This window comes from Runella rosea (assembly GCF_003325355.1).
GTDB classification, from domain to species: domain Bacteria; phylum Bacteroidota; class Bacteroidia; order Cytophagales; family Spirosomataceae; genus Runella; species Runella rosea.
In genome coordinates this window covers 1,134,940-1,160,885 of the sequence record NZ_CP030850.1, presented here as the reverse complement: position 1 = coordinate 1,160,885, position 25,946 = coordinate 1,134,940, and the positions used below count along the sequence as shown (strand labels likewise).

Annotated in this window: 27 protein-coding genes and 1 tRNA gene; 15 read left to right on the top strand and 13 right to left on the bottom strand. The window is 45.6% G+C overall.

What is annotated here, in order from left to right:
* Genes DR864_RS04985 through pcaF form a run of 3 tightly spaced genes read left to right on the top strand, consistent with a single transcriptional unit; the run spans position 1 to position 3,837 of the window.
* On the top strand, positions 1-1,200 hold the full coding sequence (locus DR864_RS04985; RefSeq protein ID WP_114065919.1) for a 4-hydroxybenzoate 3-monooxygenase: 1,200 nt from the start codon (positions 1-3) through the stop codon (positions 1,198-1,200).
* Between the two features lie 52 nt (positions 1,201-1,252).
* Positions 1,253-2,599, top strand: a complete 1,347-nt coding sequence (locus DR864_RS04980) for a 3-oxoacid CoA-transferase (protein WP_114065918.1) — start codon at positions 1,253-1,255, stop codon at positions 2,597-2,599.
* A gap of 29 nt (positions 2,600-2,628) precedes the next feature.
* On the top strand, positions 2,629-3,837 hold the full coding sequence (pcaF, locus tag DR864_RS04975; protein ID WP_114065917.1) for a 3-oxoadipyl-CoA thiolase: 1,209 nt from the start codon (positions 2,629-2,631) through the stop codon (positions 3,835-3,837).
* 27 nt (positions 3,838-3,864) lie between these two features.
* Here pcaF and DR864_RS04970 read toward each other — a convergent pair whose 3' ends face one another.
* Entirely contained in the window at positions 3,865-4,239 is a 375-nt protein-coding gene (locus DR864_RS04970; RefSeq protein WP_114065916.1) for a winged helix-turn-helix transcriptional regulator, read from the bottom strand.
* A 134-nt stretch (positions 4,240-4,373) separates the two neighbouring features.
* Between DR864_RS04970 and DR864_RS04965 the strand changes: the two genes are divergently transcribed.
* The 3 genes from DR864_RS04965 to DR864_RS04955 all read left to right on the top strand — a co-directional run bounded on the left by DR864_RS04965 (position 4,374) and on the right by DR864_RS04955 (position 7,587).
* Complete coding sequence (locus tag DR864_RS04965) at positions 4,374-5,234, top strand: SDR family oxidoreductase (RefSeq protein ID WP_114065915.1); 861 nt, start codon at positions 4,374-4,376, stop codon at positions 5,232-5,234.
* Between the two features lie 58 nt (positions 5,235-5,292).
* Positions 5,293-5,673: a DoxX family protein gene (locus DR864_RS04960; RefSeq protein WP_114065914.1), complete on the top strand. Its 381-nt coding sequence runs from the start codon at positions 5,293-5,295 to the stop codon at positions 5,671-5,673.
* Between the two features lie 156 nt (positions 5,674-5,829).
* Positions 5,830-7,587 carry an ABC transporter ATP-binding protein gene (locus DR864_RS04955; RefSeq protein ID WP_114065913.1) on the top strand — a complete coding sequence of 586 codons (1,758 nt, stop codon included), beginning with the start codon at positions 5,830-5,832 and terminating at the stop codon, positions 7,585-7,587.
* A gap of 2 nt (positions 7,588-7,589) precedes the next feature.
* Here DR864_RS04955 and DR864_RS04950 read toward each other — a convergent pair whose 3' ends face one another.
* A complete protein-coding gene (locus DR864_RS04950) occupies positions 7,590-8,042 on the bottom strand; it encodes a hypothetical protein (RefSeq protein ID WP_162793555.1) in 453 nt (150 codons plus the stop codon).
* Between the two features lie 228 nt (positions 8,043-8,270).
* On the opposite strand from DR864_RS04950, the gene DR864_RS04945 reads away from it, so the two are divergent.
* The 5 genes from DR864_RS04945 to DR864_RS04925 all read left to right on the top strand — a co-directional run bounded on the left by DR864_RS04945 (position 8,271) and on the right by DR864_RS04925 (position 14,760).
* Positions 8,271-9,575 (top strand): aminotransferase class V-fold PLP-dependent enzyme, encoded by a 1,305-nt coding sequence (locus tag DR864_RS04945; protein ID WP_114065911.1) that lies wholly within the window; start codon positions 8,271-8,273, stop codon positions 9,573-9,575.
* A 356-nt stretch (positions 9,576-9,931) separates the two neighbouring features.
* Entirely contained in the window at positions 9,932-10,492 is a 561-nt protein-coding gene (locus DR864_RS04940) for a LemA family protein (RefSeq protein WP_114070154.1), read from the top strand.
* Positions 10,493-10,508: 16 nt separating this feature from the next.
* Positions 10,509-12,875, top strand: a complete 2,367-nt coding sequence (locus DR864_RS04935; protein WP_114065910.1) for a DUF2207 domain-containing protein — start codon at positions 10,509-10,511, stop codon at positions 12,873-12,875.
* A 124-nt stretch (positions 12,876-12,999) separates the two neighbouring features.
* Positions 13,000-13,848, top strand: coding sequence for a TraB/GumN family protein (locus DR864_RS04930; RefSeq protein WP_114065909.1), 849 nt, complete (start codon positions 13,000-13,002; stop codon positions 13,846-13,848).
* 156 nt (positions 13,849-14,004) lie between these two features.
* The gene (locus DR864_RS04925) at positions 14,005-14,760 is read left to right on the top strand and encodes a hypothetical protein (RefSeq protein ID WP_114065908.1); all 756 of its coding nucleotides are present in this window, start codon (positions 14,005-14,007) and stop codon (positions 14,758-14,760) included.
* A 23-nt stretch (positions 14,761-14,783) separates the two neighbouring features.
* Here DR864_RS04925 and DR864_RS04920 read toward each other — a convergent pair whose 3' ends face one another.
* The 4 genes from DR864_RS04920 to DR864_RS04905 form a co-directional block, all read right to left on the bottom strand.
* Positions 14,784-15,713 carry a CPBP family intramembrane glutamic endopeptidase gene (locus tag DR864_RS04920; RefSeq protein WP_114065907.1) on the bottom strand — a complete coding sequence of 310 codons (930 nt, stop codon included), beginning with the start codon at positions 15,711-15,713 and terminating at the stop codon, positions 14,784-14,786.
* A 1-nt stretch (position 15,714) separates the two neighbouring features.
* A complete protein-coding gene (gene murQ / locus DR864_RS04915) occupies positions 15,715-16,533 on the bottom strand; it encodes an N-acetylmuramic acid 6-phosphate etherase (protein WP_114065906.1) in 819 nt (272 codons plus the stop codon).
* A 46-nt stretch (positions 16,534-16,579) separates the two neighbouring features.
* Positions 16,580-17,239: a phosphatidylserine decarboxylase family protein gene (locus DR864_RS04910; protein WP_114065905.1), complete on the bottom strand. Its 660-nt coding sequence runs from the start codon at positions 17,237-17,239 to the stop codon at positions 16,580-16,582.
* A gap of 105 nt (positions 17,240-17,344) precedes the next feature.
* Positions 17,345-18,619, bottom strand: coding sequence for a Glu/Leu/Phe/Val family dehydrogenase (locus DR864_RS04905; protein WP_114070153.1), 1,275 nt, complete (start codon positions 18,617-18,619; stop codon positions 17,345-17,347).
* Between the two features lie 384 nt (positions 18,620-19,003).
* Here DR864_RS04905 and DR864_RS04900 point away from each other — a divergent pair, with 384 nt between their 5' ends.
* Positions 19,004-19,387 carry a TraR/DksA family transcriptional regulator gene (locus DR864_RS04900; protein WP_114065904.1) on the top strand — a complete coding sequence of 128 codons (384 nt, stop codon included), beginning with the start codon at positions 19,004-19,006 and terminating at the stop codon, positions 19,385-19,387.
* Positions 19,388-19,482: 95 nt separating this feature from the next.
* On the opposite strand, the gene DR864_RS04895 is transcribed toward DR864_RS04900, so the two are convergent.
* On the bottom strand, positions 19,483-20,385 hold the full coding sequence (locus DR864_RS04895) for an SDR family oxidoreductase (protein WP_114065903.1): 903 nt from the start codon (positions 20,383-20,385) through the stop codon (positions 19,483-19,485).
* A gap of 131 nt (positions 20,386-20,516) precedes the next feature.
* On the bottom strand, positions 20,517-21,323 hold the full coding sequence (locus DR864_RS04890) for a crotonase/enoyl-CoA hydratase family protein (protein ID WP_114065902.1): 807 nt from the start codon (positions 21,321-21,323) through the stop codon (positions 20,517-20,519).
* Between the two features lie 266 nt (positions 21,324-21,589).
* On the opposite strand from DR864_RS04890, the gene DR864_RS04885 reads away from it, so the two are divergent.
* The 3 genes from DR864_RS04885 to DR864_RS04875 all read left to right on the top strand — a co-directional run bounded on the left by DR864_RS04885 (position 21,590) and on the right by DR864_RS04875 (position 23,769).
* Positions 21,590-22,708, top strand: coding sequence for a trans-sulfuration enzyme family protein (locus tag DR864_RS04885; protein WP_114065901.1), 1,119 nt, complete (start codon positions 21,590-21,592; stop codon positions 22,706-22,708).
* A 154-nt stretch (positions 22,709-22,862) separates the two neighbouring features.
* Positions 22,863-22,947 (top strand) — tRNA-Ser (locus DR864_RS04880).
* A gap of 114 nt (positions 22,948-23,061) precedes the next feature.
* On the top strand, positions 23,062-23,769 hold the full coding sequence (locus DR864_RS04875; RefSeq protein WP_114065900.1) for a hypothetical protein: 708 nt from the start codon (positions 23,062-23,064) through the stop codon (positions 23,767-23,769).
* Position 23,770: 1 nt separating this feature from the next.
* Here the strand turns inward: DR864_RS04875 and DR864_RS04870 are convergent, their stop codons facing one another.
* The 5 genes from DR864_RS04870 to DR864_RS04850 form a co-directional block, all read right to left on the bottom strand.
* The gene (locus tag DR864_RS04870; RefSeq protein ID WP_229599521.1) at positions 23,771-24,190 is read right to left on the bottom strand and encodes a putative toxin-antitoxin system toxin component, PIN family; all 420 of its coding nucleotides are present in this window, start codon (positions 24,188-24,190) and stop codon (positions 23,771-23,773) included.
* Positions 24,187-24,450 (bottom strand): DUF8507 family protein, encoded by a 264-nt coding sequence (locus tag DR864_RS04865; RefSeq protein ID WP_114065899.1) that lies wholly within the window; start codon positions 24,448-24,450, stop codon positions 24,187-24,189. Before DR864_RS04865 ends, DR864_RS04870 begins: the two co-directional genes overlap by 4 nt.
* A gap of 66 nt (positions 24,451-24,516) precedes the next feature.
* Positions 24,517-25,110: a hypothetical protein gene (locus tag DR864_RS04860; RefSeq protein WP_114065898.1), complete on the bottom strand. Its 594-nt coding sequence runs from the start codon at positions 25,108-25,110 to the stop codon at positions 24,517-24,519.
* Between the two features lie 10 nt (positions 25,111-25,120).
* Positions 25,121-25,510, bottom strand: coding sequence for a hypothetical protein (locus DR864_RS04855; protein ID WP_205319203.1), 390 nt, complete (start codon positions 25,508-25,510; stop codon positions 25,121-25,123).
* On the bottom strand, positions 25,461-25,835 hold the full coding sequence (locus DR864_RS04850) for an SBBP repeat-containing protein (protein WP_114065897.1): 375 nt from the start codon (positions 25,833-25,835) through the stop codon (positions 25,461-25,463). Before DR864_RS04850 ends, DR864_RS04855 begins: the two co-directional genes overlap by 50 nt.
* Positions 25,836-25,946: the final 111 nt, after the last annotated feature.

Here is a 25,946-nt window from a genome sequence, read left to right as displayed (position 1 = left end):
ATGAAAACAATAAAAACACAAGTTGGCATCATAGGAGCAGGGCCAGCGGGCTTAACCCTTGCCCATTGGCTCAAAAAACACGGGATTGAAGCGGTCATCATTGAGCACCGTAGCCGCGAATATATTCAGGGAAGGGTGCGGGCGGGTCTTTTGGAACAAAATACGGTCGATATTCTTAAAGAATTGGGATTGGCTGACCGCCTGGTCAAAGAAGGACAGGAGCACCATGGAGTCTATTTGAACTTTGACGGAAAGCGCGTAAGAGTGCCTTTTGGACAACTTACGGGCGGACGAAACATCACGATTTATGGTCAGCAGGAGGTCGTCAAAGACCTGACGGAGGCTTGGTTGGAGAAGAATGGCCAATTGTTGTTTGAGGCCCCCGCTCTTGAACTAGAAGGCATCGAAACCGATACTCCCAAAATACATTTTGAACACAATGGCGAAAAAGGAATCATTGAATGCGATTTCATCGCCGCTTGCGACGGTTTTCATGGCTTGGGCCGTAAATCAATGCCCAAAGACGCCTATAAAGAATATTCGGTCACGTATCCGTTTAGTTGGCTGGGGATTTTAGCCCACGTAGCGCCTTCTTCTGAGGAGTTGATTTATGCCTATCACGAGCGCGGATTTGCGCTGCATAGTTTGCGTTCAGAAAAAGTAAGTCGATTGTACATCCAAGTAGAAAACGACGACCACGTTGATAACTGGTCGGACGAGCAAATTTGGGAAGAGCTTTCGGTGCGTTTGGGTACGGAAGGTTGGAAGCTGAATTCTGGGCCGATTTTTGAAAAAAGCATCACGCCCATGCGCAGCTATTTTATTGATAATATGCAACACGGGCGTTTGTTTTTGGCAGGCGACGCCGCCCATATTGTGCCTCCAACGGGTGGAAAAGGACTCAATCTGGCCGTGGCAGACGTAAAACATTTGGTGGATGGATTCAGAGATTTCTACGAAAAAGCGTCGATGCAAGCGTTGGATAATTATTCAACCATTGCCCTGAAACGTATTTGGCGCGCGCAGGATTTCTCCAATTTTATGACCACCTTATTTCACAAACAATACGAACACGGGTCGTTTCATTATCAACTGCAAAAGGCAAAATTTGATTATATCCAGCTGTCGGAAGCGTACGCAATGACCATCGCCGAAAACTACGTGGGCCTCCCTTTTGAGTCCTTTGAGGCGTTGGATTAGCGTTTTTTAATTGATTTTTACCCATTCTTTTTGAATACTTTATTGATTAAAAATGAAAGAAGTTCCAATTATAGATGTGGCAACCGCCGCCCAAATGGTCAAAGATGGCGATACGATTTTGCAGGGTGGCTTCGGCATGACGGGAAATCCCGTTCATCTCATGCATGCCTTGGCCGAAACGGGCACCAAAAACCTCACTTTTATCGGTAACAACGTGGGGGAAGTGGGCATTGGCGGTGGGCGTCTGCTCCAAAATGGGCAAATTAAAAAAATGATTGGGTCGTTCTTTACGTCCAATCCCGACGCCGTCAAAGCCGCTCAAAGTGGTCAGGTTGCGTATGAATTGTTGCCACAGGGCACGTTGGCCGAGGCCATTCGGGCGGGTGGTGCGGGTATCGGAGGTTTTTACACGCCCACATCGGCGGGTACGCTCATTGCGCAAGGCCGCGAAACCAAAATCATTGACGGAGCCGAGCAGGTATTCATCAAAGGAATTCGCGGAAATGTGGCCTTTATTCGTGCGTGGCGGGCCGATACCGCGGGCAATTTACAGTACCGCATGACCGAACAGAACTTTAACAAAGCCATGGCCACGGCCGCCGATTTGGTCATTGCCGAAGTCGAAGAAATTGTACCCGTGGGGGAAATTGCCCCTGAGCACGTTCATACCCCCGGCTGCTTTGTCAATTACTTGGTACAGGCTACGCTGACCTTGGAAGATTTGGGGTCGTCGGCGTCGGTTTCGTCTTCCAAAAAGGTGGATGAAAGCCGCATGAATATGGCCAAACGGGCGTTGTCGGAGCTAAAGAAAGGCGATGTTGTGAATCTCGGCATCGGCATTCCTACCCTCGTAGCCGATTTGATTACGGAAGAGCACGGCATTATTTTGCACACCGAAAACGGAATGCTGGGCGTAGGTCCCGTGCCTACTGATGGGGGTGGTGCTATGAATTATCCCGTAAATGCGGGTAAAATTCCCGTAACGGCGCTCAAAGGAAGCAGTTATTTCGACAGTGCCGATTCGTTTGCTATGATTCGCGGTCGGCACATCGACGCTGCCATTATGGGCGGTTTGGAGGTAGACGAAGCGGCCAACTTAGCCAACTGGGCCGTGCCCGGAAAGCCACTCTTGGGCGTGGGTGGAGCGATGGATTTAGCCAAGGGTGCCAAACGCCTCATTATCACCATGACGCATACAAACCCCGATGGCTCGTCCAAGATTGTTCCTGCCTGTACGTTGCCGCTGACGGCTTCGGGCGTGGTAGATTTGGTGATTACTGATTTGGCCGTGTTTGCTTTTCCAGAAAATAAATTGACGCTTATCGAACTGATGCCCGGCGCGACGTTGGAAGAAGTAAAAGCCAAAACAAGTGCTTCCTTTGTGGAGCAACTTGCCTGAAATTGAATCCATTCTATTGAATATATACCATGAAACAAGCCTATATCATTGATACCGTCCGGACGCCGATTGGAAGTTTTGGTGGCAGTTTGTCGAACGTCCGTGCTGATGATTTGGCGGCCATTCCCATTCGAGAACTCATCAAACGGACGCCTTCCATTCCGTTGGATGCCATCGAAGATGTGATTTTGGGCTGTCATAATCAGGCAGGAGAAGACAACCGCAACGTAGCGCGGATGGCGCTGCTGTTGGCGGGTTTGCCTTATACTGTGCCCGGCGAAACCGTCAATCGGTTGTGCTCTTCTGGCATGTCGGCGGTTATTCACGCCAACCGCGCCATCAAAGCCGATGATGGAGATGTATTTATCGCGGGTGGTATGGAGCACATGACGCGCGGTCCGTGGGTGATTTCCAAAACATCCAAACCTTTCGGAAACGACGCCCAAATGTTTGATTCTAGCTTCGGATGGCGATTTGTTAATCCCCAGATGCACAAACTTTACGGCACTGACGCCATGGGCGTAACAGCCGAAAACCTCGCTGAGATGTACCATATCAGTCGCGAAGACCAAGACTTATTTGCTTACAATTCGCAGAAAAAAGCCTTTGCTGCCCAGCAAAGCGGAATGTTGAATGAAGAGATTGTGGCGGTAGAATGGGCCGATAAAAAAGGGAATGTGACGGTTTTTGACAAAGATGAATTCATCAAAGGAAACTCAACCCTTGAAAAATTAGCCCAACTGAAACCTGCGTTTAAGAAAGAAAACGGAACCGTGACCGCAGGTAACTCGTCGGGACTCAACGACGGGGCGGCGGCCATGTTTATTGCCTCAGAAGCGGCAATAAAGCGTTTTGATTTAGCGCCGAAGGCCCGCATTGTCAGTTCGGCGGTGGTGGGGGTAGAGCCGCGTATTATGGGCATCGGCCCGTTGCCCGCTTCGCAGAAAGCCCTTCAAAAAGCGGGCTTGACCCTTGCCGAAATGGACGTGATTGAGTTTAACGAAGCTTTTGCGGCCCAGTGTCTGGCCGTTACCCGGAATCTAGGACTCGCCGACGATGACCCCAGAATTAACCCCAACGGCGGAGCCATTGCCTTGGGACATCCGCTGGGTATGTCGGGTACCAGAATCATTCAAGCGGCGGTCAATCAATTGATTAGAACCCAAAAACGCTACGCGCTTGTGTCGATGTGCGTAGGCGTAGGCATGGGTTACGCTGTGATTGTAGAGCGAGTATAATTTTAACGTCTGCGAGGTTCAGGTGTATCAGTATTCAACCTCGCCGACGTTTTCGATGACTACATCGGTCGTCATAATTCTTTTGCGGTGCTGCGCTCCCCATTCTTTCATTTCCATCAGTACTTTCTTTAACGAATGGCCGTAAGGAGCCATTTCGTACTCAACGGTTACGGGAACGGTATCATACACCGTTCGTTTTACCAATTGATTGATTTCCAGTTCTCTCAATTCTTTGGATAACATTCTGGGCGTGATATTGGGAATCGAACGTTCGAGTTCCTTAAATCGCTTTTTCCCTTCCATCAAAGCGCCTAAAATCGGTAGCTTCCATTTACCGCTGAGGATGTCCAAACAATCCCGGATAGGTATTACAAAGGCTGAACATTCTGTTTTGTTTTGCATACTGTTTATTGGATTTATAAAGAGATGCTATACCAAAGTATATCGGTATACTTTGGTATAGTGGTTACTTTTATATAGCAAAGGTAGCTACCTTTGACCAATCAAAAAACAGTTTTAATCAAAAATATAGTAGCATGATTTTAGTAACAGCAGCGACCGGACATTTAGGTAAAGGGGTAATTGATTTTCTTCTCAAAACAGTGCCAGCGCACCAAATTGCCGCTTTAGTGCGCGATCTCGCCAAAGCAGAAGAACTGACAGCCAAAGGAATAGCGATTCGTAAGGGGGATTATTTTGATGCAACATCGCTCGTAAAAGCATTTGAAGGTATTGATACATTATTGTTGATTTCATCGGGTTCGATGGAAGATAGGGTAGGGCAGCATGTCAATGCCATCAACGCGGCTAAGGAAGCGGGGGTTAAACATTTAATTTATACCAGTGCCCTGAAAACTTCTTTTCAAACCAAATTTATTCCGGGTGTCGACCACATCAGAACGGAAGAATACCTCAAATCGTCGGGAATTTCATACACGATTTTTAGAAATACTTTTTACGCCGAAGTCGTACCGATGTTGGTGGGGAATGCGCTAGAAACAGGTCAGTGGTTTTATCCAGCGGGTGAAGCAAAGGCAAACTTTGTACTGCGCGCCGATATTGCCGAAGCATTGGCCAATGTGCTTATGGCTCCCGAAAAACACCTTAACCAGACTTACGAAATTACTTCGGGCAAATCGTATTCATTTGCTGAGCTGGCGGAGCAATTAAGCGACGTAACGGGTAAAACCATCACGTATACTGCTATTTCGACCGAATCTTTCAAGGCGGGATTGGTGCAGGCAGGTGTTCCAGAGGCGTTTATTCCGATGATTGTGAGTATCAGCGAAGCGTTGAAAGACGGAGAAATGGATGTAACTGATGCCGCGTTGGAACAACTTCTCGGACGTAAGCCAACCGCTTTGAGTTTGTTTTTTCAAGCTAATTATGCCGCTTAATTTGTCGTTTGGAAACTAAATCAACCTTTTTTCTCACTCTCTAAAACCGTTATACACAATGAAAATAGCCCTCTGGATTGTTCAGGGATTGCTTGCCCTGATGTTTGCCTTTGCTGGATTTACCAAAATGACGACCCCCATTAGCGAACTGGCCCTCCAAATGCCTTGGGTGAATGATTTCTCAGAGAGCATGGTGCGTTTTGTGGGGGCAGTGGAGCTTTTAGGAGCGATTGGTTTATTGCTCCCCGCGCTTTTAAGAATAAAACCCATCTTGACGCCATTGGCCGCGCTGGGGTTGGCCGTTACGATGCTTTTTGCGGCGGTCTATCACCTAACCAAAGCCGAATATCAAGGCATTGGTATCAATGTAGTTTTGGGTGGTTTGGCGTTGTTTGTAGCGTGGGGAAGGTATAAAAAAGAACCCATTCTTGCAAAATAATATCCTTTGGTTTGCTAAAGTTGAGTACCGATTTGGCTTTTTAGAGATACGTCAGACCGAGAACCATTGCTCGATCTGGCGTTTTTTTTGAGCTACTAAATTGTTTTTTGGATAGAGTATCAGGAACATAATTGCGAGTGTCGGTGTTTTTTTTTCATGGATATACTCTACCGTTACCTTCGGCCTCACTGGAAACTCATCTTTGTAGCCCTCTCGCTGGCAGCAGTCAATCAAATTTTTTCACTGCTCGACCCCTACATTTACCGCTTGGTCATTGACCGTTACGCCACTAATTTCAAGCGTTTTACCGAAAATGAATACATTCTGGGTACGCTAAAATTTGTTGGGTTGGCCATTGGCGCGGCAATGGTGTCGCGCATTGCCAAAAACTTTCAGGATTATTTTATCAGCGTCATTACCCAGCGCGTCGGTACTAAAATATACACCGATGGCATCAAACATTCGTTGGCTTTGCCGTATCAGGTTTTTGAAGACCAACGTAGCGGACAGACCCTCGGTGTGCTTCAAAAAGTGAAAACTGATACCGAGCGCATGATTACGTCGGTGGTTAACGTGGTTTTTCAATCCTTGATTGGGATTACGTTTGTGATTATTTATGCCTGGACAATTTACTGGCCCATTGCGCCAGTTTACTTTCTAACCATCCCCGTGATTGCTTGGCTGAGTTCGGTATTGAGCAAAAGAATCAAGAAAATTCAGACCAAAATAGTCGCCGAAACTACCGCATTGGCGGGCAGTACCACTGAATCGCTGCGTAACATTGAATTGGTCAAAAGCCTCGGACTGACCGACCAAGAAATCAAACGCTTAAACGGAAACACCGAGAAGATTCTGGGGTTAGAATTACGTAAGGTGAAGTTTGTCAGAACGTTAGGTTTTGTACAAGGCACCACCATCAACTTCTTGCGCAGTTGTATCGTGGCGCTGATGCTGTGGCTTATTTTTAAGGAAGTGCTCACCATTGGCCAATATTTCTCGCTGTTGCTTTACTCCTTTTTTATCTTTGGCCCGTTGCAAGAACTCGGCAATGTTATTCAGTTATACCGCGAGGCGGAGGTTTCTCTCAACAACTTTCGGGATATTATGAGCAGACCCAAGGAGGCCAAACCAGCCAATCCAGTGGCGTTGACTCGCATTGAAAATGTGGTTTTCAAGAATGTCGTTTTCAAACACTTGACCGCCGCGCGCGCTGCTTTGTTAAACGTTAATTTTGAGGTGAAAAAAGGGGAAACCATTGCCTTTGCGGGGCCTTCGGGTAGTGGGAAAACGACCCTGATTAAGTTGTTAGTAGGTCTGTATGACCCCGAAGAAGGAAGTATTGCGTACAATGGCATTGATAGCCGACAGATAGACAAAGATGAACTGCGGGAGCAAATCGGTTTTGTGGCGCAAGACGCGCAGTTGTTCTCGGGAACCATTCGCGAAAATCTCCTATTTGTAAAACCCACCGCCACTGACGAAGAATGCCTCGACGTACTCAAAAAAGCGGCAGCTTACTCATTGATTAACCGCGCCGACAATGGCTTGGATACGGTTATTGGTGAAGGAGGGATGAAAGTTTCGGGGGGAGAAAAACAACGTTTATCCATTGCTCGTGCGCTGTTGCGAACCCCAAATTTGCTGATATTCGACGAAGCCACTTCGGCGCTTGACTCATTGACGGAAGAAGAAATTACGCAGACCATTCGTGAGATTTCCAACAACGAGCAGCATATTACGGTGCTGATTGCGCACCGACTGAGCACGATTATGCACGCCGACCGGATTGTGGTATTGGAGAAGGGTAAAATAGTTGAGTCAGGAAACCACGAGGATTTACTGACTCAAAAGGGCTTGTATTACGCCATGTGGCGGCAGCAGGTTGGTGAAAGCGAAACCGTTACCAACGCGTAGAATTATTTTTTACCAGTAATGGTTACGAGCAACTTGCTGTCAGGGTCGACAAAAGAAAGACTTAATAGGCTGTTGCTATAGGTGCCAATTTTGGTAGTTCCGCTGTAGGCTTCGATTTCGCCAGTGGCAGCTTTCTTTAGGGTAGCTTCGCCGAGGCTGATTTTATCCTCGGTGACTTTGCCCGCTTTATCCGTATCAATGTAAGTGATGGAAGCGGTTGCTTTGTCATCGGCTACTTTGGCGATTTCAATTTTGCCAGAATACTTAACCCCGTTACTTGGATCGGTATAAGGATAGTCAATGCCCAGCGGGCCCAACGACACTTTGGTAAGTGTATAGGTTCCAGCTACTTGGTCGCCCATTGCTGGTTCGGGTTCTTCTTTTTTGCTGCATGATATAATCACAAAAGCCATCAAAATGACTAGCAGAACGGATGAAAAACGAGTGTGTTTCATAAGTGAAGGGGAAAATTAAGTTGGATATTAGATTTGATGGATTGTACACTAATTGCTGTAAATAAACTATACCAATCCGATGCAAATGTAATTAAAGGAAAAATACTAAGTTGGTAACTTGACATAAAATGAATATCGTGTTTTATTAAACGGTTCAGGATTTGATTTTTTGAAAGCCTCTTTGTAGTATTGTAAGGCCGCATCACCAAATCAAATTATTCCTAAACAATGTTTAACCGACGCCAATTTCTAGGGTCGCTCGGCACTGCTGCTGGTGCCTTGACCCTTCCACCCTTTTTAGCCCCTGCCGAAGCCCAAAACTTTGAAACGCTCAATCGTCAGGTAGCGCATCTTTCACCCTTGGAAGCTGCTCAAAATGAAGACTTTTGGGCTTTTGTAAAGACCGAATATACCGTTTCGCCCAATTTGTTGAATCTCAACAATGGGGGCGTGTGCCCGCAGCCGCGCTCAGTGCAGGATGCCCACATTCGTTTTTATCAATACTGTAATGAAGCCCCCAGCTACTATATGTGGCGAATTTTAGACCAAGGTCGCGAGTCGCTAAGGAGCAAATTGGCCGATTTAGCGGGCTGCTCTGCTGAGGAAGTTGCCATCAACCGCAACGCTACCGAAGGACTGAATACGGTCATTTTTGGCTTGGATTTAAAGCCTGGCGACGAGGTGGTATTGACAAAACAAGATTATCCCAACATGATAAATGCGTGGAAACAGCGCGAAAAACGGGATGGTATCAAACTGGTTTGGATAAACCTGGACCTGCCGCAGGAAAACGATGCGTATTTTGTGGATAAATACGTCAGTGCGTTTACGTCTCGTACCAAAGTTGTACATGTGACGCACATGATCAACTGGATTGGACAGACCGTTCCCGTTCGTAAAATTGCCGATGAAGCCCACAAACGCGGCATTGAAGTCATTGCCGATGGTGCCCATACGTTTGCTTTATTGGATTTTAAAATTCCAGATTTAGGCTGCGATTACTACGCCACCAGTCTCCACAAATGGCTGGGTGCGCCGTTTGGCAGTGGGTTGATGTACGTTAAAAAAGACAAAATTTCAAAAGTATGGGCGCTTTTGTCCAACAACGAACCCGATGGACCGGATATTCGCAAATTTGAAAGTTTAGGAACGCGCTCTTTTGCCTCCGAAATGGCCATTGGAACGGCGGTTGACTTTCAATTATCCCTCGGTGCGGCCCGTAAACAGGCCCGGGCGCATTATCTTCAGCGGTATTGGACGGATAAAGCCCGTCAAATACCTGGGGTGAAAATACATACATCACCCAATCCCAACTACGCCTGTGCCATTGCGCTAGTTTCGGTTGAGGGCTTAAAAACCTCCGAAGTAGATGGTCAATTGTATAACAAATTCAAAATTCACACTACGAGTATCGAATGGGAAAACATTAAAGGGGTGCGCGTCACTCCTCACGTATATCATACTCCGAAAGACCTTGACCGTCTGGTGAATGGATTGGATGAGATTGCTTCGGCCTCCAGAAGAAAGAGCTAGGTAATTTGTCATATAAATTGTATTTACATAGCTTGGGTCAGCTTCAATTTTTTGAAGCTGACCTTTTTTTTGGTAAATTTTTGATAGGATAAATTGTGCTTTATTCATTTATGGATTGACTAAAATTTGTACATTAGGGATATTTTTGAACACTTTAGGTTTGGTCAATTATTGAAGGCTTTTTCAATTGATTCACAACGATTAACTCCCCATTTTATACGTTTGAATACCTTCTTTCTACGCTTCCCTTTGTTTCATTTTTTCGTTGAGCTTTTAGGGTAAATCTTTGCGGAAATGCTGACCTAATCCAATAAAAAACATTTCGTTCCTCTTTTAATAACCTAATGCTAAAAAACATGAATCCATTTTACATCATTTTGTCCGTTGCCGCACTTCTGCTGATCGGGGGCATTGCCATCTACAACGGCCTTGTCAGTGGCCGGGCCTTGGTAGATGAGGCCTGGAGTGGCATATCAGTGCAGTTGAAGCGTCGCTTTGACTTGATTCCCAACTTGGTAACGACCGTAAAAGGCTACGCCAAACACGAAAGCGAAACCCTTGAAAAAGTAATTCAGTTGCGAAATGCGGCCGTTTATGCCTCGCCGCTCGACGTAAGCGCTCAGGCGCAGGCCAGCGCGGCGCTGTCGCAGGGGCTGCGGTCGGTATTTGCCCTTGCCGAAAACTATCCCGATTTGAAAGCAAACCAAAATTTTGCCGATTTACAGGCCGCCGTAGAAAAAATTGAGGATGATTTGCAAAACAGCCGGCGGTATTACAATGCCACCGTGCGCGATTACAATACAAAATGCGATTCATTTCCGTCCAATCTGGTGGCGGGACTTTTTCATTTTAGCAAAAAAATGTTCTTCGAATTAGCGAACCCAGAAGAGTCGCAAAATGTAAAAATCTCCTTTTAATCTGCTCAATTAGATCATGATTTCCTTTAAAAAAAAATATCTTTTCATTCTAATTTTGTGGAGCCTTGTCTTTCAGGTGTGCGGGCAGGGCTTTGTGATTAAGCACTTTGACATCGATCTGACCGTTCGGGCAAACGGAGCGCTTAACATTAAAGAGACCATCGACGTATTTTTTACCGAAGCTAAACATGGCATTTATAAAGACATTCCGACGCGTTACAACATTGAATTTCAGCCGGGCCTTGAAAGTGCAACGTACAAATTGCTACGCAATAACATGCTCGTCATGCCAATTCGCAATATTCGGGTACAGCCAGCTACGTATTTGCTTGAACCAGAAGAGAATTATTTAAGGATAAAAATCGGCGATGCAAATGAAAAAGTAGAAGGGTTTCAGCGTTATGTGATTGAATATGAGGTTGATAATATTGCGGCCTATTACAGTGACCATGTCGAAATTAACTGGAATTTGATTGGAGATCAATGGAATGCACGTATTGAAAAAGCAACCTATACTGTGCATTTGCCCCAGCCTCAATCTACGTATAATCCTGTTTTGTTTAGCACGTTTACTGGCGCTTCGGGGAGTACCTCCAACGCTGCACAATCCCAATGGGTTGATAATCAAACGCTCAAAGGTGCGATGACTCAACCCCTCGAATTGAATCAGGCTTGGACCCTGAACTTGAGGTTTCCGAAAGACAACATTCGCTACGAAGCGGGCGATGTATCGTTTCTCGCCAAAAAATTCTTTCTTAAACATTTCGATACACATTATACTATTCAAAAGGATGGCTCGACCGAAGTAAGCATCAAAGCCGATCTGAAATTTATCAACACCGTCAATAGTTTGAGGATTCCGATTGATAATTATGTTTCAGAAAGAACCTTTGGAATGTCGGGGCGGTGGCTGCACAACCATACGTATTATACGATTGAAAATGTGCAGTGGCAAGGGGCCGTTCAGGATAAAGAGGACCCTTTCAAAATACATTTTACCGATGTGAAAGCGGGGGATGAGCGGAGGGTTGAATTGCGCTATACCCTGAAAGGCAATGTGGCCGATGATGCCCAAAATGCGGGGTATTCGCGGGTCTTTTTTAGGCACAAAAACTACTTTTTAGACGAGCCTATCCTAACTTCCAAAACCGTGATTACCCTGCCTGTTTCGGCGGCAGAAGCCAAGTGGCGGGCCAATGAGTCACCAGATTTCAATACGCAGTTGCTCACTACCCGTACTGAGGGCAGCGATATTGTTATTGAATCCACCACGCCTATTTCTGCCGAAGATTCATTCTATCAGCCTGCTGTAAGTGTTCCTTCTGGGGTGTTGGCGTCTTCATCAGACGTTGCTTGGAAGCGTGGGTGGACCAACAATCAATGGCTTCTTTATTCCCTCCTTCCGCTCATTTTTGTGTTTTGGTTTTGGCATAAAAAAGGCCGAGACAAGCCCATTACGATTGTTCCGCAGTACTATCCACCCCCAAATATGACCCCTGCCGAAGCGGGTGTTTTGATTGATGATAAATTGCACGACCACGATATTATTTCCTTGATTCCCTACTGGGCGTCGCAGGGATTGATTAAAATCGAAGAAATAGAAACCGTTGTATTGCTCGGGCTATTGAAAAATACGGACTACAAATTGACCCGTCTAAACTTCCTGCCAGAGGCAGCTACTTCCTACGAAAAGCGGTTATTTGATGGACTTTTCAGCGGACAAAATTCGGTCTTGCTCTCTTCGTTGCGGCTTACTTTTTACAAAACAATGGAGAAAGTCAACGAATTGCTTAAGAATAAAATTGAAGCAAATCGCCACTACGAAGGCAGCGGAATTGACGCGGGCAAAGCCATGAAAATTGGAGGCTATGTGTTGTTTGGGCTTTGTGTGTTGTTTACTTTTTCGTTTGAAGGAATACCAGAGATTGGGTTTGTATCCGTAGAAACGGGCGTTGGAGCGCTGGTTCTTGGGCTGGTGATGGTGGTGCTCAGCCGAAAAATGCCCAAAAAGTCGCTTTTAGGGGTGGAGATGTATCGACAATTGGCAGGGTATCGAATGTTTATGCAAACCGTAGAACTGCCTCGCCTTCAGCAACTCATTCGGGAAGATCCGCATTATTTTGATAAAACACTGCCCTACGCAATGGTTTTTAACCTGACCGATAATTGGTCCCAAAAATTTGAGTTGCTCAATGTTCCTCCGCCTAATTGGTATTCTTCCAACGTCAACGGATTTACGACTTCCCAGTTTGCCCGTCGTTTTCAGGATGCTTCCCAAACCATGAGCAATACCCTCACGAGCGCTCCTTCTAAGAGTGGTAGTAGTGGCGGTGGCGGTTCTAGCGGTGGCGGTTTTGGCGGCGGTGGTGGCGGCAGTTGGTGATTTATTTATTCTTCTATCTTTACCGAAAATAATCTTCTCATCGTTCTGTGATGGGATACCTCAGAATATGTTTTGTGGTATAGATGCTTTTAGCTAGAATTTAAGAACGAATAAATCAACAACTATGAAAACAATTCAGCTTCTCGTACTTTGTTTTTTCGTCCAGTGGAGTTATGCCCAAGAAAAGTCCCTTTTGTGGGAAGTATCGGGCAATGGCCTGCCGAAGCCGTCGTACCTCTACGGAACCATCCACATGATTTGTCCCAACGACTATTTTTTGACCGATTCGACCAAAGCTGCTTTTCAAAAGGCAGAGCAAGTTTACCTCGAACTCGATATGGATGATCCAACCCTGATGTCCAAGATGATGCAAATGATGCTGCTTACCAACGGCAAGAAAATAAAAGACTATCTCAAACCCGAAGAATACACCCTATTGAGTGACTATTTTAAAGAAAAAATGGGCACAAACCTTGACCAAATGGGGGGGATGAAGCCATTTGCCCTGATGTCGATGCTGTACACAACGTTGTTGAGTTGTCAGCCGCAATCCTATGAAGTGGTGTTTACACAGATGGCTTCTAGTACCAAAAAAGAATTGCTCGGACTTGAAACGGTAGAACTTCAGATGGGTGTTTTTGACCAAATTCCCTACGAAAAACAGGCAGGATTGCTGGCGGATATGGTCCGAAAGAAAGATGAATCCTCCAAGGAATTTGGCGACATGGTGGCGCTCTACAAAAAGCAGGATTTGGAAGGACTTTTAAAATTGATGGATAACAGCGAATGGGATTTTAACGGCTACGAAGATATTTTATTGGCCAAGCGAAATTCGGCTTGGGTGCCCATCATGGAAAAGGCAATGAAGTCTAAATCCACTTTTTTTGCGGTAGGTGCAGGACATTTGGGAGGAACAAAAGGTGTGTTACAACTGCTTAAAAAACAGGGGTATATAGTAAAAGCCGTGCTGTAATTTTAGGTTTAATAATGGCATGGCTACGCTTTTTCTGCCTGTGCAGATATACCTCCTGAGGTAAAAATGCGTTTTATTTGACGTCCAGTAGCACTGAGTAGCTAGGCGGTTTGGTACCTATTTATTACTAATATCTCGCAAATAAACGAAAGAAGAATGAACACAATCAAATCAATGGTGCTTGTGGCGGTGGGGTTAATGGCAGTGGTGGCAAGGGCGCAAACTCCCGATGAAGTTGTGAATGGTTATTTAAATCAAACGGGCGGCAAAGACAAACTATCAGCCCTTAAATCCCTTCGAATGGAAGGGAAAATCAAAATGCAGTCGGTGGAAATTCCCGTGACGATATTTCAAGAAAAGGGTGGAAAACTAAAAATAGCCACGATTGTCAACGGAGTCGAGTTTGTCCAGACGGCTTATGATGGAAAAACCGCGTGGGCTACCAATGCCGTGACAAAACTTCCCGAAATCCTGTCGGAGGAAGATACATATAACATCCAGCAGGAAGCCGATGCCGATTTTCCCAATCCTTTTTTAGATTACAAGTCCAAGGGCTACGTAGTAGAGACGCAAGGGCGGGAAAAAGTGGGTAATGTGGATTGTATTAAGCTTAAACTGACTAAAAAAGGGCTTAAACGGAATAAAAAAGTGGAAGAAAATAGTATGGTTTACTACTTTGACGCCCAAGATTTCAGCCTTTTAATGTCGCGTGGTTTGATAAATAATGGGCCAGTAAGGGGCATTCCGCAGGAAATCATGTACAATAACTTCCAAAAAGTAGATGGAATGACGTTTCCTTTTGAAATGCGTTATCGAATAAGTGGACAAGAAGGGCAGACGATTATCATCGAGAAAATAGCCATCAATCCTGTGTTGGATAACAAAGTATTTGTTTTTCCAGAAGGGAAATAAATAGGTAGGGATATGATGGGCGGCTACATTTTTTGCAGCCATGCTGCCAAATCCATCATCCATGCCACGCCCACGTGAACGATGATACCGCCCCAAATACTGCGTGATTCCAGCGCAATGACGCCCAAGATATAACCGCCGAAAATGGAGCCGATGGTTTCGCCGAGAGGCTTGCCAAAATGCAGCGAAGCATAACATACTACCATGGGAATAATGGCGCCTCTGCCCAATAAATGGGCCATTCCGATGACCATAAACCCCCTGAACATCAGCTCGGCGGATACAAAGTCAAACGCATACAACAGCTCATAAAGCAAGGTCGTAACCCAGCGCGAAACCCCGAAAAATTCGTCGGCATTTGAGTCAAAATAAGTGGGATAGGAGCGTAAAAAATCGGGTTGAAAAGAAGCCCAGGCGATTAGCGGAAGCATCAACGAGACCAGTATAAAGTAAGGCTTTAACTTTGTCCATTTGGGTTGAAGTCCGTAAAAATGATGGCGCTGATTATCGACAAAATAATAAAATAAAGCCAATGGCAGAAAAACGGTCAACGCCGAAGATACATTGGTGAAGCAATGAAATAGATAGCTGTATACCGCTCCATCAAAGAGGGCTCGACTCAGGGAGTTGTAGCCGTAAAAGCCGCCGTCAAGCCCCAAAACGGCCAAAATAAAGAGGCTATAGAGCCAGAATCGGGGGTTTTTGAGGCGCCACCATTCTTTGGTAAAACCCAAGTAAATCAATAAACCACCGTAATACGCAAAACAGTAAAGCAGAAAATACCAGACAATGCGTAGCGGATTGCCCCGGTAGCTGTCAATGATTCCGCGTTCGAGATTGACCGAGTAATTGAACGTTATTAACAAAGCTAAAAACAGGACAAGAGTTCCGTAAAGATTCCAACGGAAGTCTTGCCGCAGGTGTTTGCGAAGCGCGTCCCAAATCGGTTTCATCTTAGCTCTTTCTGCCCGCTTCTACGGCGTTGCGTACGCTTCCATGGGCTTCAAGCAACGCCTGCGCTTCTTCTGAGGTGAGGTGAGGAAGCTCCTCTCTGACCATACGGATGGCCCGTTGTACCAATTTATAGTTGGTCATTTGCATATCGACCATTTTATTGCCTTTCACGCGCCCCAGCTGAATCATCACTGAGGTTGAAATCATGTTTAATGCTAGTTTTTGGGCGGTTCCTGATTTCATACGCGTACTGCCCGTGACAAACTCTGGGCCCACGACAATTTCAACAGGATACTCTGCGGCGGCGGCTACCGCCGAACCCGTATTACACACGATACAACCCGTCAGAATGCCAGACTCGCGGGCTTTCTGCAATCCCCCAATCACATAAGGGGTTCGACCAGAGGCCGCAATGCCTACCAGCGAGTCCAATTCATCAATTTCGTATTCTTTTAGGTCAATCCATGCCTGTTCGGGGTCGTCCTCGGCGTTTTCGACCGCCCGCCGAATGGCTTGGTCGCCCCCGGCCATCAGCCCTATGACCAAATCAAAGGGGACACCGTAAGTAGGTGGACATTCTGATGCATCTACCACCCCTAATCTACCGCTCGTACCTGCCCCAATGTAGAAAAGACGCCCTCCCTGCTTCATCCGAATCACAATTTGTTCGACCAAAGCCTCAATCTGCGGAATGGCCTTTTCGACGGCATAGGGTACGGTTTTGTCTTCGTTATTGATGTTGATGAGCAGTTCCCGAACACTCATTTGGTCAAGATTTTCGTAACGGGAAGTAGATTCAGTCGTAGAAGTTGATAGCATAGTTAGTTTAAGTAATGCGTATGATGAAACAAAGGCAACAACACACTTATTTTAATTCGGCCAATACGGTAATTCCGCCCTTCGTTTTATCTTCTAAATTGACAAGTATTTTGGCGTCTAAGGGTAAGTAAAGGTCTACCCGTGAGCCAAATTTGATAAAGCCCATTTCGGAGCCTTGGGCTACTTGTTGCCCTTCTTTTACGTACCATACAATTCGTTTGGCCAATGCGCCCGCAATTTGCCGAAAAAGTACTTCTACGCCGTTAGGAGCTTTGATGACGGTGGTGGTGCGCTCGTTTTCTGTGCTAGATTTTGGGTGCCAAGCCACTAAGTATTTGCCTGGATGGTACTTGAAATAGTTGACCACCCCCGAAATGGGATTCCAGTTGATGTGTACATTGATGGGTGACATAAAAATCGACACTTGGCGGCGTGGTCCTTTGAAATATTCGGTTTCAATTACCTCTTCAATAACGACCACTTTTCCATCACACGGAGCAATGACGTGTTTTGGGTTGACAGAAAAAACGCGGGCTGGTTTTCGAAAAAACTGAAGGATGATAAAGAAGAAGATAAGGGATGCGGCCAGCCAAGCCGTGGTCAACCAATCTAATTCTCCCCAGAAATAGCGAACCAATCCGTTGGTTATCAGTACAAAAAGAGCCGCTAATCCAATGCTGGCCGTTCCTTCTTTATGAATAGTCATGTTTGCGTATAGGTAAAATAAAAAATGCGAGGGATAGGTTTAAGCCTTTCACCTCGCAAAAATAACAATCTTATCACTACTCGCTACTCACAGCGCATTACTTTATTAGTAACCGCCACGGAATTTGTAAGTGCTGGCCACTTTGTCGATGGCCACAATGTAAGCCGCCAAGCGCATATTTACTTTGTATTTTTGAGAGGTGGCGTATACATTTTCAAAGGCATCCTTCATGATACGGTCTGAGCGGCGGTTGATGCGTTCCAAATTCCATTTGTAACCGATGCGGTTTTGAACCCATTCAAAGTACGAAACCGTTACCCCGCCTGCGTTGGCCAGAATGTCGGGCACAACCATGATTCCCTTGCTGTTGATGATGTCGTCGGCGCTGGCTGAAGTTGGGCCGTTGGCACCTTCTACAATCATTTTTGCCTGAATATCGGCGGCGTTTTCGTGGGTAATCACATCTTCTTTGGCCGCAGGAACGAGCACATCCACGGGGAGAGAAAGTAATTCTTCGTTGGTGATTTTTTCGGCTCCGGTGTATCCTTCCAACATTCCTCCGTTGGCATTTCGGTAGGCCATCGCGGCTTCAATATCGATTCCGTTGGAATTATAATACCCTCCCGAAATATCACTGATGGCCTGCACGCTTACGCCGCGTTCGTGAAGCAGAGCTGCCGCGTACATACCCACGTTGCCAAATCCCTGAATGGCAGCAGTAGCACGGTAGGGATTGATACGCATTTTTTCCATGGCCGAAAGCGCCGAAACGGTTACGCCGCGTCCGGTAGCTTCGGTTCGTCCGAGCGAGCCGCCCAATACAAGCGGTTTGCCCGTTACTACTCCCTGCACGGTCATGCCTTTGGCTTTGGAGTATTCGTCCATCAACCAAGCCATTTCGCGCGGGCCAGTGCCCATGTCGGGGGCGGGGATGTCTTCATCGGGACCAAATACGTTGAGCATCGCGGTGGTGTAAGCACGCATCAGTCGCTCAATCTCTCCCGCTGACATTTCGCGTGGGTTGCAGGCAATTCCGCCTTTGGCACCCCCGTAAGGAATGTCAACCACGGCGCATTTCCAGGTCATCCAAGCGGCTAAGGCCCTGATTTCGTCAATGTTTACCCCCATGTCGAATCGAATTCCGCCTTTGGAGGGCCCCAGAATGGTAGAGTGAATAACGCGATACCCTTCAAAAACCTTGATTTGTCCGTTGTCCATCGTCACGGGCAGACCCACGACGACTTGCTTTCGAGGCATTTTAAGGATATGGTACATTTCGTCGCTGATACCCAATAATTCGGCAGCTTTGTCAAAGCGCGACATCATAGACTCCAGTGGATTCTCCTTATCTTTTATCGGAGCTGGCTCAATGTAAGTCATCATTGTTTGTAAATTCTGATTGTTTGGAATATTCATTTGTTGATAGAAAACACTCCCTGTTGGCTGTGCTAAAAGAGTGAGTTTTCAGCTGCAAACTTAACAGGATTAAAACGAAAAAGGTAGAAATATAGTTTTGTCTTGGTATTGTACAATTTTTAGAAGAAGAAGGTTGTATTAACTATCTAACTGTGTGGCGAATAGTGTAGGGAGAAGACCACTATTTTCCAAATAATCCATGGTATTTAGCGGAATTTGTAGAATCAAAAAAAAATACCTTTTTATTAAACGGTAACATTAAATGGTTTGTAGGACAAGAATAAAGCGTATTTTTGCGCCTTAATCAACTTCCGCCGTTAAGTTTTTACCCCAAACCGGAATTTTTATATGACTGTACAGGAAGACAAAAAACGTTACTCTGAAGAAGAGCTGAAAGAGTTCGAAGGTATCATCAACCAAAAACTAGACGCAGCGCGCAATGAATTGGCGTACATCAAAGACACATTGAGCCGTAAAAATGACAGTGGTACTGACAATACAGGTGCCGCGACCAAATTGATGGAAGATGTGGATACGAGCGAACGCGAACAAATGAGCCAATCGGCGGCGCGCCTGCAAAAATTTATTACTCAACTTGAAAATGCCCTTGTGCGCATCAAAAATGGCACTTACGGTATTTGCATTGACACAGGTAAGTTGATTCCAAAAGAGCGTTTGCGGGCGGTACCACATACCCAGCAAACGATTGAAGCAAAACTGCGTCGTAAGTAGGTATACATCTACTAAAAGGCGGCAAAATCCATTTTCTTGTTTCTAAAAAGCAAGAACGTGGTTTTGTCGCCTTTTTATTTTCGGGTTCTGGCTTTTTACGATTCTTTTTTACCCTCTTGTTTGCTGGCTCGGTTGGCATTTTTAATTTGCGCTTCCAATACATCCCACATCTCAGGTGTGACTTCGTGCAGAAAATTAAATTGGCCACCATTAAGTACTTCTCCGCCGTCGAGCGTAATCACCTCACCCGTCATGTAGGCCGAAAAGTCAGACATCAGATAAGCGGCCAAATTAGCCAATTCTTGATGCTCTCCCGTGCGATGCAACGGAATACGGTTTTCAAAGGCAAATTTTTCAGCCAATTCTTTTGGAAACAAACGGTCCCAAGCGCCTTTGGTCGGAAACGGCCCCGGGGCAATTGCATTGAGTCGAATGCCGTACTTGCCCCACTCATAGGCCAGTGATTTGGTCATGGCAAGGGCGCCCGCTTTGGCCATTGCGGATGGAACTACCCAACCCGAACCCGTCCAAGCGTAGGTAGTGGAGATGTTGAGAATTGTTCCTTTGATTTGATTATCAATCCAATACTTACCGATGGCGAGCGTAAAATAATACGTGCCGCGCAGTACGATATCAACGACTGTATCAATGGCTTTGTACGAAAGGCGCTCGGTAGGACTGATAAAATTTCCAGCAGAGTTATTGACCAACCCATGCACCGCGCCAAAACGCGCAATGGCCGCTTCAATGACGGCTTCTATTTGTTCGGGTTTGCGCACGTCACACTCGGCGGGTAGTACTTGTCCGCCCGTGGCTTCGGTCAATTCTTGGGCGGTTGCTTCCAAAATGGCCAAACGACGGCTGCATATTACGACGTTGGCCCCCAATTCGAGAAAATATTTGGCCATGGATTTGCCAAGGCCCGTGCCGCCGCCCGTTACGATGATGGTTTTGCCCGCAAGCGACCCGTCGCGTAGCATGGGTTGAGAAAAATTCATTGGTTCAGGAGTTTTTAAATGACGATTTTATAAAATTTGAAGTTCTGATTTTTTACTTCCTACCTCATACTTCCTACCTCATACTTCCTACCTCATACTTCCTACCTCATACTTCCTACTTCTGGTGTCTTTTACCGAAACACAGCGTCGCGTTTTTGCATTTTGGCTTGGAAGGCTTCCGTGAGGTCGTCAGAGAGGAGCATGGCGGCGTTCCAAGTGGCCATGTACTCCAATCCATCGGCCACGGAGTGGTCGCGGCTATGGTTCAGGATGGCTTTGGTGCCCCGAATGGAAAGCGGAGATTTGGTAGCAATGACCTGAGCAATTTTCATCACTTCGGCCAGCATGGTGTCGACATCGACAAAACTACGATTGGTTAGGCCGATTCGTTCGGCTTCTTGGCCCGATACATTTCGTCCTGTATAGGCCATTTCGCGCGCAATACCTGGTGGGATAATTTTGGGCAGTCGCTGCAAAGTACCTAAATCGGCCACCATGCCCATGTCGATTTCTTTGATGGTAAAAAAAGCGTCGTGGGTGCAGTAGCGCATATCGCACGCACTGACGATGTCGACCCCGCCGCCGATGCACCCGCCGTGGATGGCAGCTACCACGGGTTTGCTACACTGCTCAATGGCATTGATGGGGGCTTGTAAATCAAGCACTTGCCGGCGCAGTTTTTCGCGCTTCCGCCCTTCGCATTTTTGTGCAGATTGCGCTACTTGCATCAATAGTTCTAAATCAATACCCGCGCAAAAATGTCGGCCGTTGCCCCTTAAAATGATTATCCTGACGTCCTCATTTTCGTCCAATTCCTCAAAAATGGCCTTCATTTCTTGCCATGCTGTTTGGTTGAGAGCATTGGCGCGTTCGGGGCGGTTAAAAACCACCTGCGCCACGTAATTTTCTATGGTCAGGGAAAAGGTTTCAAAAGGCATGAATCGGTTCTTTTTATTACGTTTTGAAAGTAAATTTGCTGATGGTTACGCAATTTATTCTGCTTGCATACTAATTGCAAACCTACACAACTAATTTTTGTTTCAAAAAGAATTGGTGTAAAATTGTGTTTAACCCATTAAAATAGAAATTTTTTCCAGAAAATGGCCTGATGGAAAACGGATAAATGAAAAAAGGAGTTAAGAATAAAAAAGGTGCTAAGCTCCAAGGTACTTACTGGATTTAACATACCAATGCCCAAAAATCTATGAATTTCGAAACACTTGCCATTCAGAGTACTCAATTTCACGACGCCAATGCGAGTGCGGTCGTACCCCCCATTTATCTTTCCACGAACTTTGAGCGGGAGCCTGACAGCAGTATTCCGCACGGACATATTTATACTCGGGCCAGCAATCCCAACCGTAATGCCCTGGAAAAAGCGTATGCCGCGCTGGAAGGTGGACAGGTAGGAATGGCATTTGCGTCGGGACAGGCCGCGACGACCACCTTGTTTCAATGCCTGCTTCCCGGCGACCACGTCATCATTCCTGACGACGCGTATTATGGCACGCCAGCGTTGTTGCAGGACGTGCTGAGTTTGTGGGGACTTCAATTTTCGAAGGTCGATATGAGTGACTTAGCGGCGGTAGAAGGGGCATTTCAGCCCAATACGAAGTTGGTTTGGATGGAAACGCCCTCCAATCCTTTATTGAAAATTACGGATGTAAAGGCCGTGGCTGCACTGGCGCGGGCCAAAGGGGCGTATTCAGCCTGCGACAATACATGGGCTACTTCGGTGTTGCAACGCCCGCTTGATTTGGGGTGTGATGTGTCGATGCATTCGGCCACGAAGTATTTTGGTGGTCATAGCGATTTGTTGAGTGGAGCCCTGATTTTTAAGGAAAATGGTGCGTTGGCCGAAAAAGCCCGGATGATTCAGGCCTTGGGAGGGGCGGTACCGTCGCCTTTTGATTGTTGGCTGATTGTCCGTGGCATTAAAACCTTGGCGCTTCGGGTGCGGCAGCAATCAGAAAATGCCGCTAAACTGGCGGAATATTTGAGTACCCATCCCAAATTAGAAGCCGTTCATTATCCTTTTTTGGAAAGCCACGCTGGGTACGAAGTAGCCAAGCGCCAGATGGCATCGGGTGGGGGGATGTTGTCGATTCAGGTAAAAGGCGGCGCAGAAGAAGCCTTGGCCGTTAAGAGCAAAGTAAAGGTGTTTATCCGGGCGACGAGCTTGGGAGGCGTAGAAAGTTTGATTGAACACCGGGCCACGGCCGAGGGCGTTCATTCGGTTAGTCCGAAGAATTTACTGCGTATTTCAGTCGGATTAGAGCACGTTGATGATTTAATTGCAGATTTAGCCCAGGCGCTTGGGTAAATATAAGTATTTGAAAATCAAAATATTGCTGTATTTTCATTCTTAAAGCGAAGTTTTTTTACATTATTTCGTTAATTTTTTTGGTAAAAAGACTTGACAAACCACGAAAAACAGCTACCTTTGCAGTCCCAAAACAATGGTTCTGGGAAGTTTTAGAGAGATGGCAGAGTGGTCGAATGCGGCGGTCTTGAAAACCGTTGACTGTTACAGGTCCGGGGGTTCGAATCCCTCTCTCTCTGCGAAAAGGCTGTAAATCCCTGATTTACAGCCTTTTAATTTTTCAAATCTGCTCCTATTTCTGCGCTTGCGCAGGTTTTTAAGATTCTTGATTTTTGATCGTTTTTTCCTTCCCTATGACTCCTGAATACGACCGACTTTTTAGAGAAAATATATTGGCTTTTACGAAGGCAGTACACAATCAGGAGAAAGAATACACTGCCTTTTATCCCATGATCGGGAAGGAATATGCTCAGGGAAAGCATTTGTTGGTGGTAGGACAGGCCGTAAACGAATGGCTGCCTTCCGGATTTACTATCGGAGATGATGAGCATGTGTTGGATGCTCATATAAAATTGGCGTTTGAGGAGTCGCAGGCCGAAGGAGAAGATTGTCCCTTGAACTGGGTCAATACAAACTGGACAAAATCAGGACTTTTTCGCTCCTTCTTTTGGAATGTCACCTACAAACTGGTCAAACAAAAATACGGGAAGACGGACAAAAATTGGAATGAGGTAATAGCCTGGAGCAATTTGATGAAAATTGCACCGCAAAAAGGCTGGAATCCTGATGGAAATGAGATAAAAGCGCAGGAATATGCCGCTGCACTATTCGTTGCAGACCTTAACTGCCTTCAACCCCAAAATGTCATCCTGTTTACCAATCTGGAGACGTGGGCTAAGCCAATTTTTGAAAAAGCAGGTATTCACTATGAAGCGTGTCCTTCGGGTTTTATTCAGGCAACGGCTGTCTACGGAAATTCAAAAATCATTGTTACAGAACGTACAAAAATGGGGCTGAATCATCAAAACTGTATTGATGAGTTAATGAAAGAAATACTATAAGTTACTGGTTGTTTAAAACCGTACGAAATTCCTCAAAGGTAACAATCGGAATAGGAGGAAAGAGTTCAGGGATTTTGAGAAGATTACGTATATGCCTGTCGTTGGTGACCCGATAATCTACATTGGCACCAATGGCACAATCCACAAATTTATCATCGTCAGGGTCATCGAAAACCAGTTGCCATTTATAAGAAGGTTCGTAGCGTTGGGTATTCACAGAAGTTAGAAGGATAGAAAACACGATTTCCATTGCCTGTGGTCCAAATTCGCGGTTGATAATCTCAGCATATTCCGAAATGATTTCATTACTGAAGACCCAGACAAATTCTTCTCGTATGAAAGCATCATAAAGCCATCGGAGAGAACCGTTTTTGGGAATTGAACTCAATAATCCATTGGTGTCAATAACGGCTTTAATCATTGCTGACCCCTGATTTTTTTTAGATAATTGCCTCGATGTTCGTTTATCTCTACTGAAGACTGCTCAATTTTTTCCATCGTTATGCCTTTTTCCTGCATAGCTTTTTCCACTACAATGTCTAACTCTTTGCTTAAATGCTGAACCAAAGTACGACGCAGCGCTGTTAATTCTTCCTCATTCATCTGTCGATGCTGGAAGAGCTGAAGTATCAGCATTTGCGCTTCGTTGAGCTTCAATGGTGATGTTTGGGTCGTTGCCATGATCGTAGTGCTTGATTAAGTCTACAAAGTTAACAAAATATTAGCAATGCTTAATTTATTAGCCTTCTACACTTCAGCTTTACCTAAAAGCGGTTTAAGCATTTTTGTAAGCGCAGCCTCTACTTCGTAGGTTATTTTGGAGTCATCCAGCTGGATGTAATAGAACCTCAATTTTATATCCGGCGAAGCCCAATGTTTTAGGTGCATGGCATAGGTACCGTGATACCCATTTCCCAAATGTTGCTTGATACGGGAAGCAATGTTGGATTTAACGCTGCCTACGTACAATGCCTTCGATTCACTTTCATTACCGGTGTTCTTTTTGGGCAATGCCAATGTAAACACCTTCCTGCTTTCATTCTGAAATAGTTTGCCCCTGCTTGCGTTATAGTTTTCTGAAAGCAGTTTTTTGTCTTCGGGATTAACTAACTCATAAATGTAAACAAAGGATGCCTTAGCTAAGGCAAGATTTGCCATTGCTTCAAGTGGCTCAACTCCGATGGAAATGCCCGTTTTGGGCGAAAGAGGTTGAATATCGGAGACTAAAAATTCAATAGGTCCGGAAAGTTTGAGTTGCGCTGCCGTGTCTTCAATCCTTGTGATTCTTGCTTTTAGGTCTTTTACTCTTTCGGAAATAAGATCGGAGAAGTCTATGTCCATTACTTTTTGATTAAGGGCGTATCATCCTTTTTAAAGTATCCTGCATGGCGGTTTTGAAGGCATCGTCTTTGGAGATGAGGCGATACAGGTCGAGCTCGGATTTGCGTTGCTTGGCCATTACTTCGTCAAAGATTTTCCTGAACGCTATTTCTCGGTTTTGGGAGTCCTGATTCTCAGAATACTTGTCTTTGAAATCGGGGTGCGCTTGAATGCTTTGCGCGAGGGTGACAAACTTCACTCGCTGTTCTTCGGGCGTTAAATCCCATCCCTGAAACCATCGTTCATTAAAACTTTTGATGATTAGATCGAGCGGGTCTTCCTGAGTGGTATCTCCGTGAACACCTCTTACGTTAGAGTTTTGCGGCTCCAGTTCCTTCAAATTGTCCTGTGATGTATACATTGCCCGCGTTATCGACCGCGATACTGTGACCTATGTCATAGCCATTTCCACCGGCAGAGGCAATTGAGGTGATGTTAGGACTAATGTCAGAAGCATTGGACAGTGTACATACCCACTTACTTCCATTATAAACACGAAGGCATTTAAAGGTAAGGTCGTACGCTAAATCGCCTTCCATTGGCCCAGATAGGGCCAAAATGGCATCATACGTGAGGCGTGGGTAGTTAAATGAGGGTGTAACCCCAGTGGGAGTGATGGTAACATTCTGGGCATTAAGTCTTAAAATGACCGCCATAAGGGCAAGAGAAAGAAACAATAATCGCATTCTTAACGTTGGTATGAAGACAGTAATAAATATTGTGATGCTTTTAAAAGGGAAAAGAGTGATGTAAGTATTACTTTACTTACACTTTTATTTTTTTAAACTCCCAGAAAG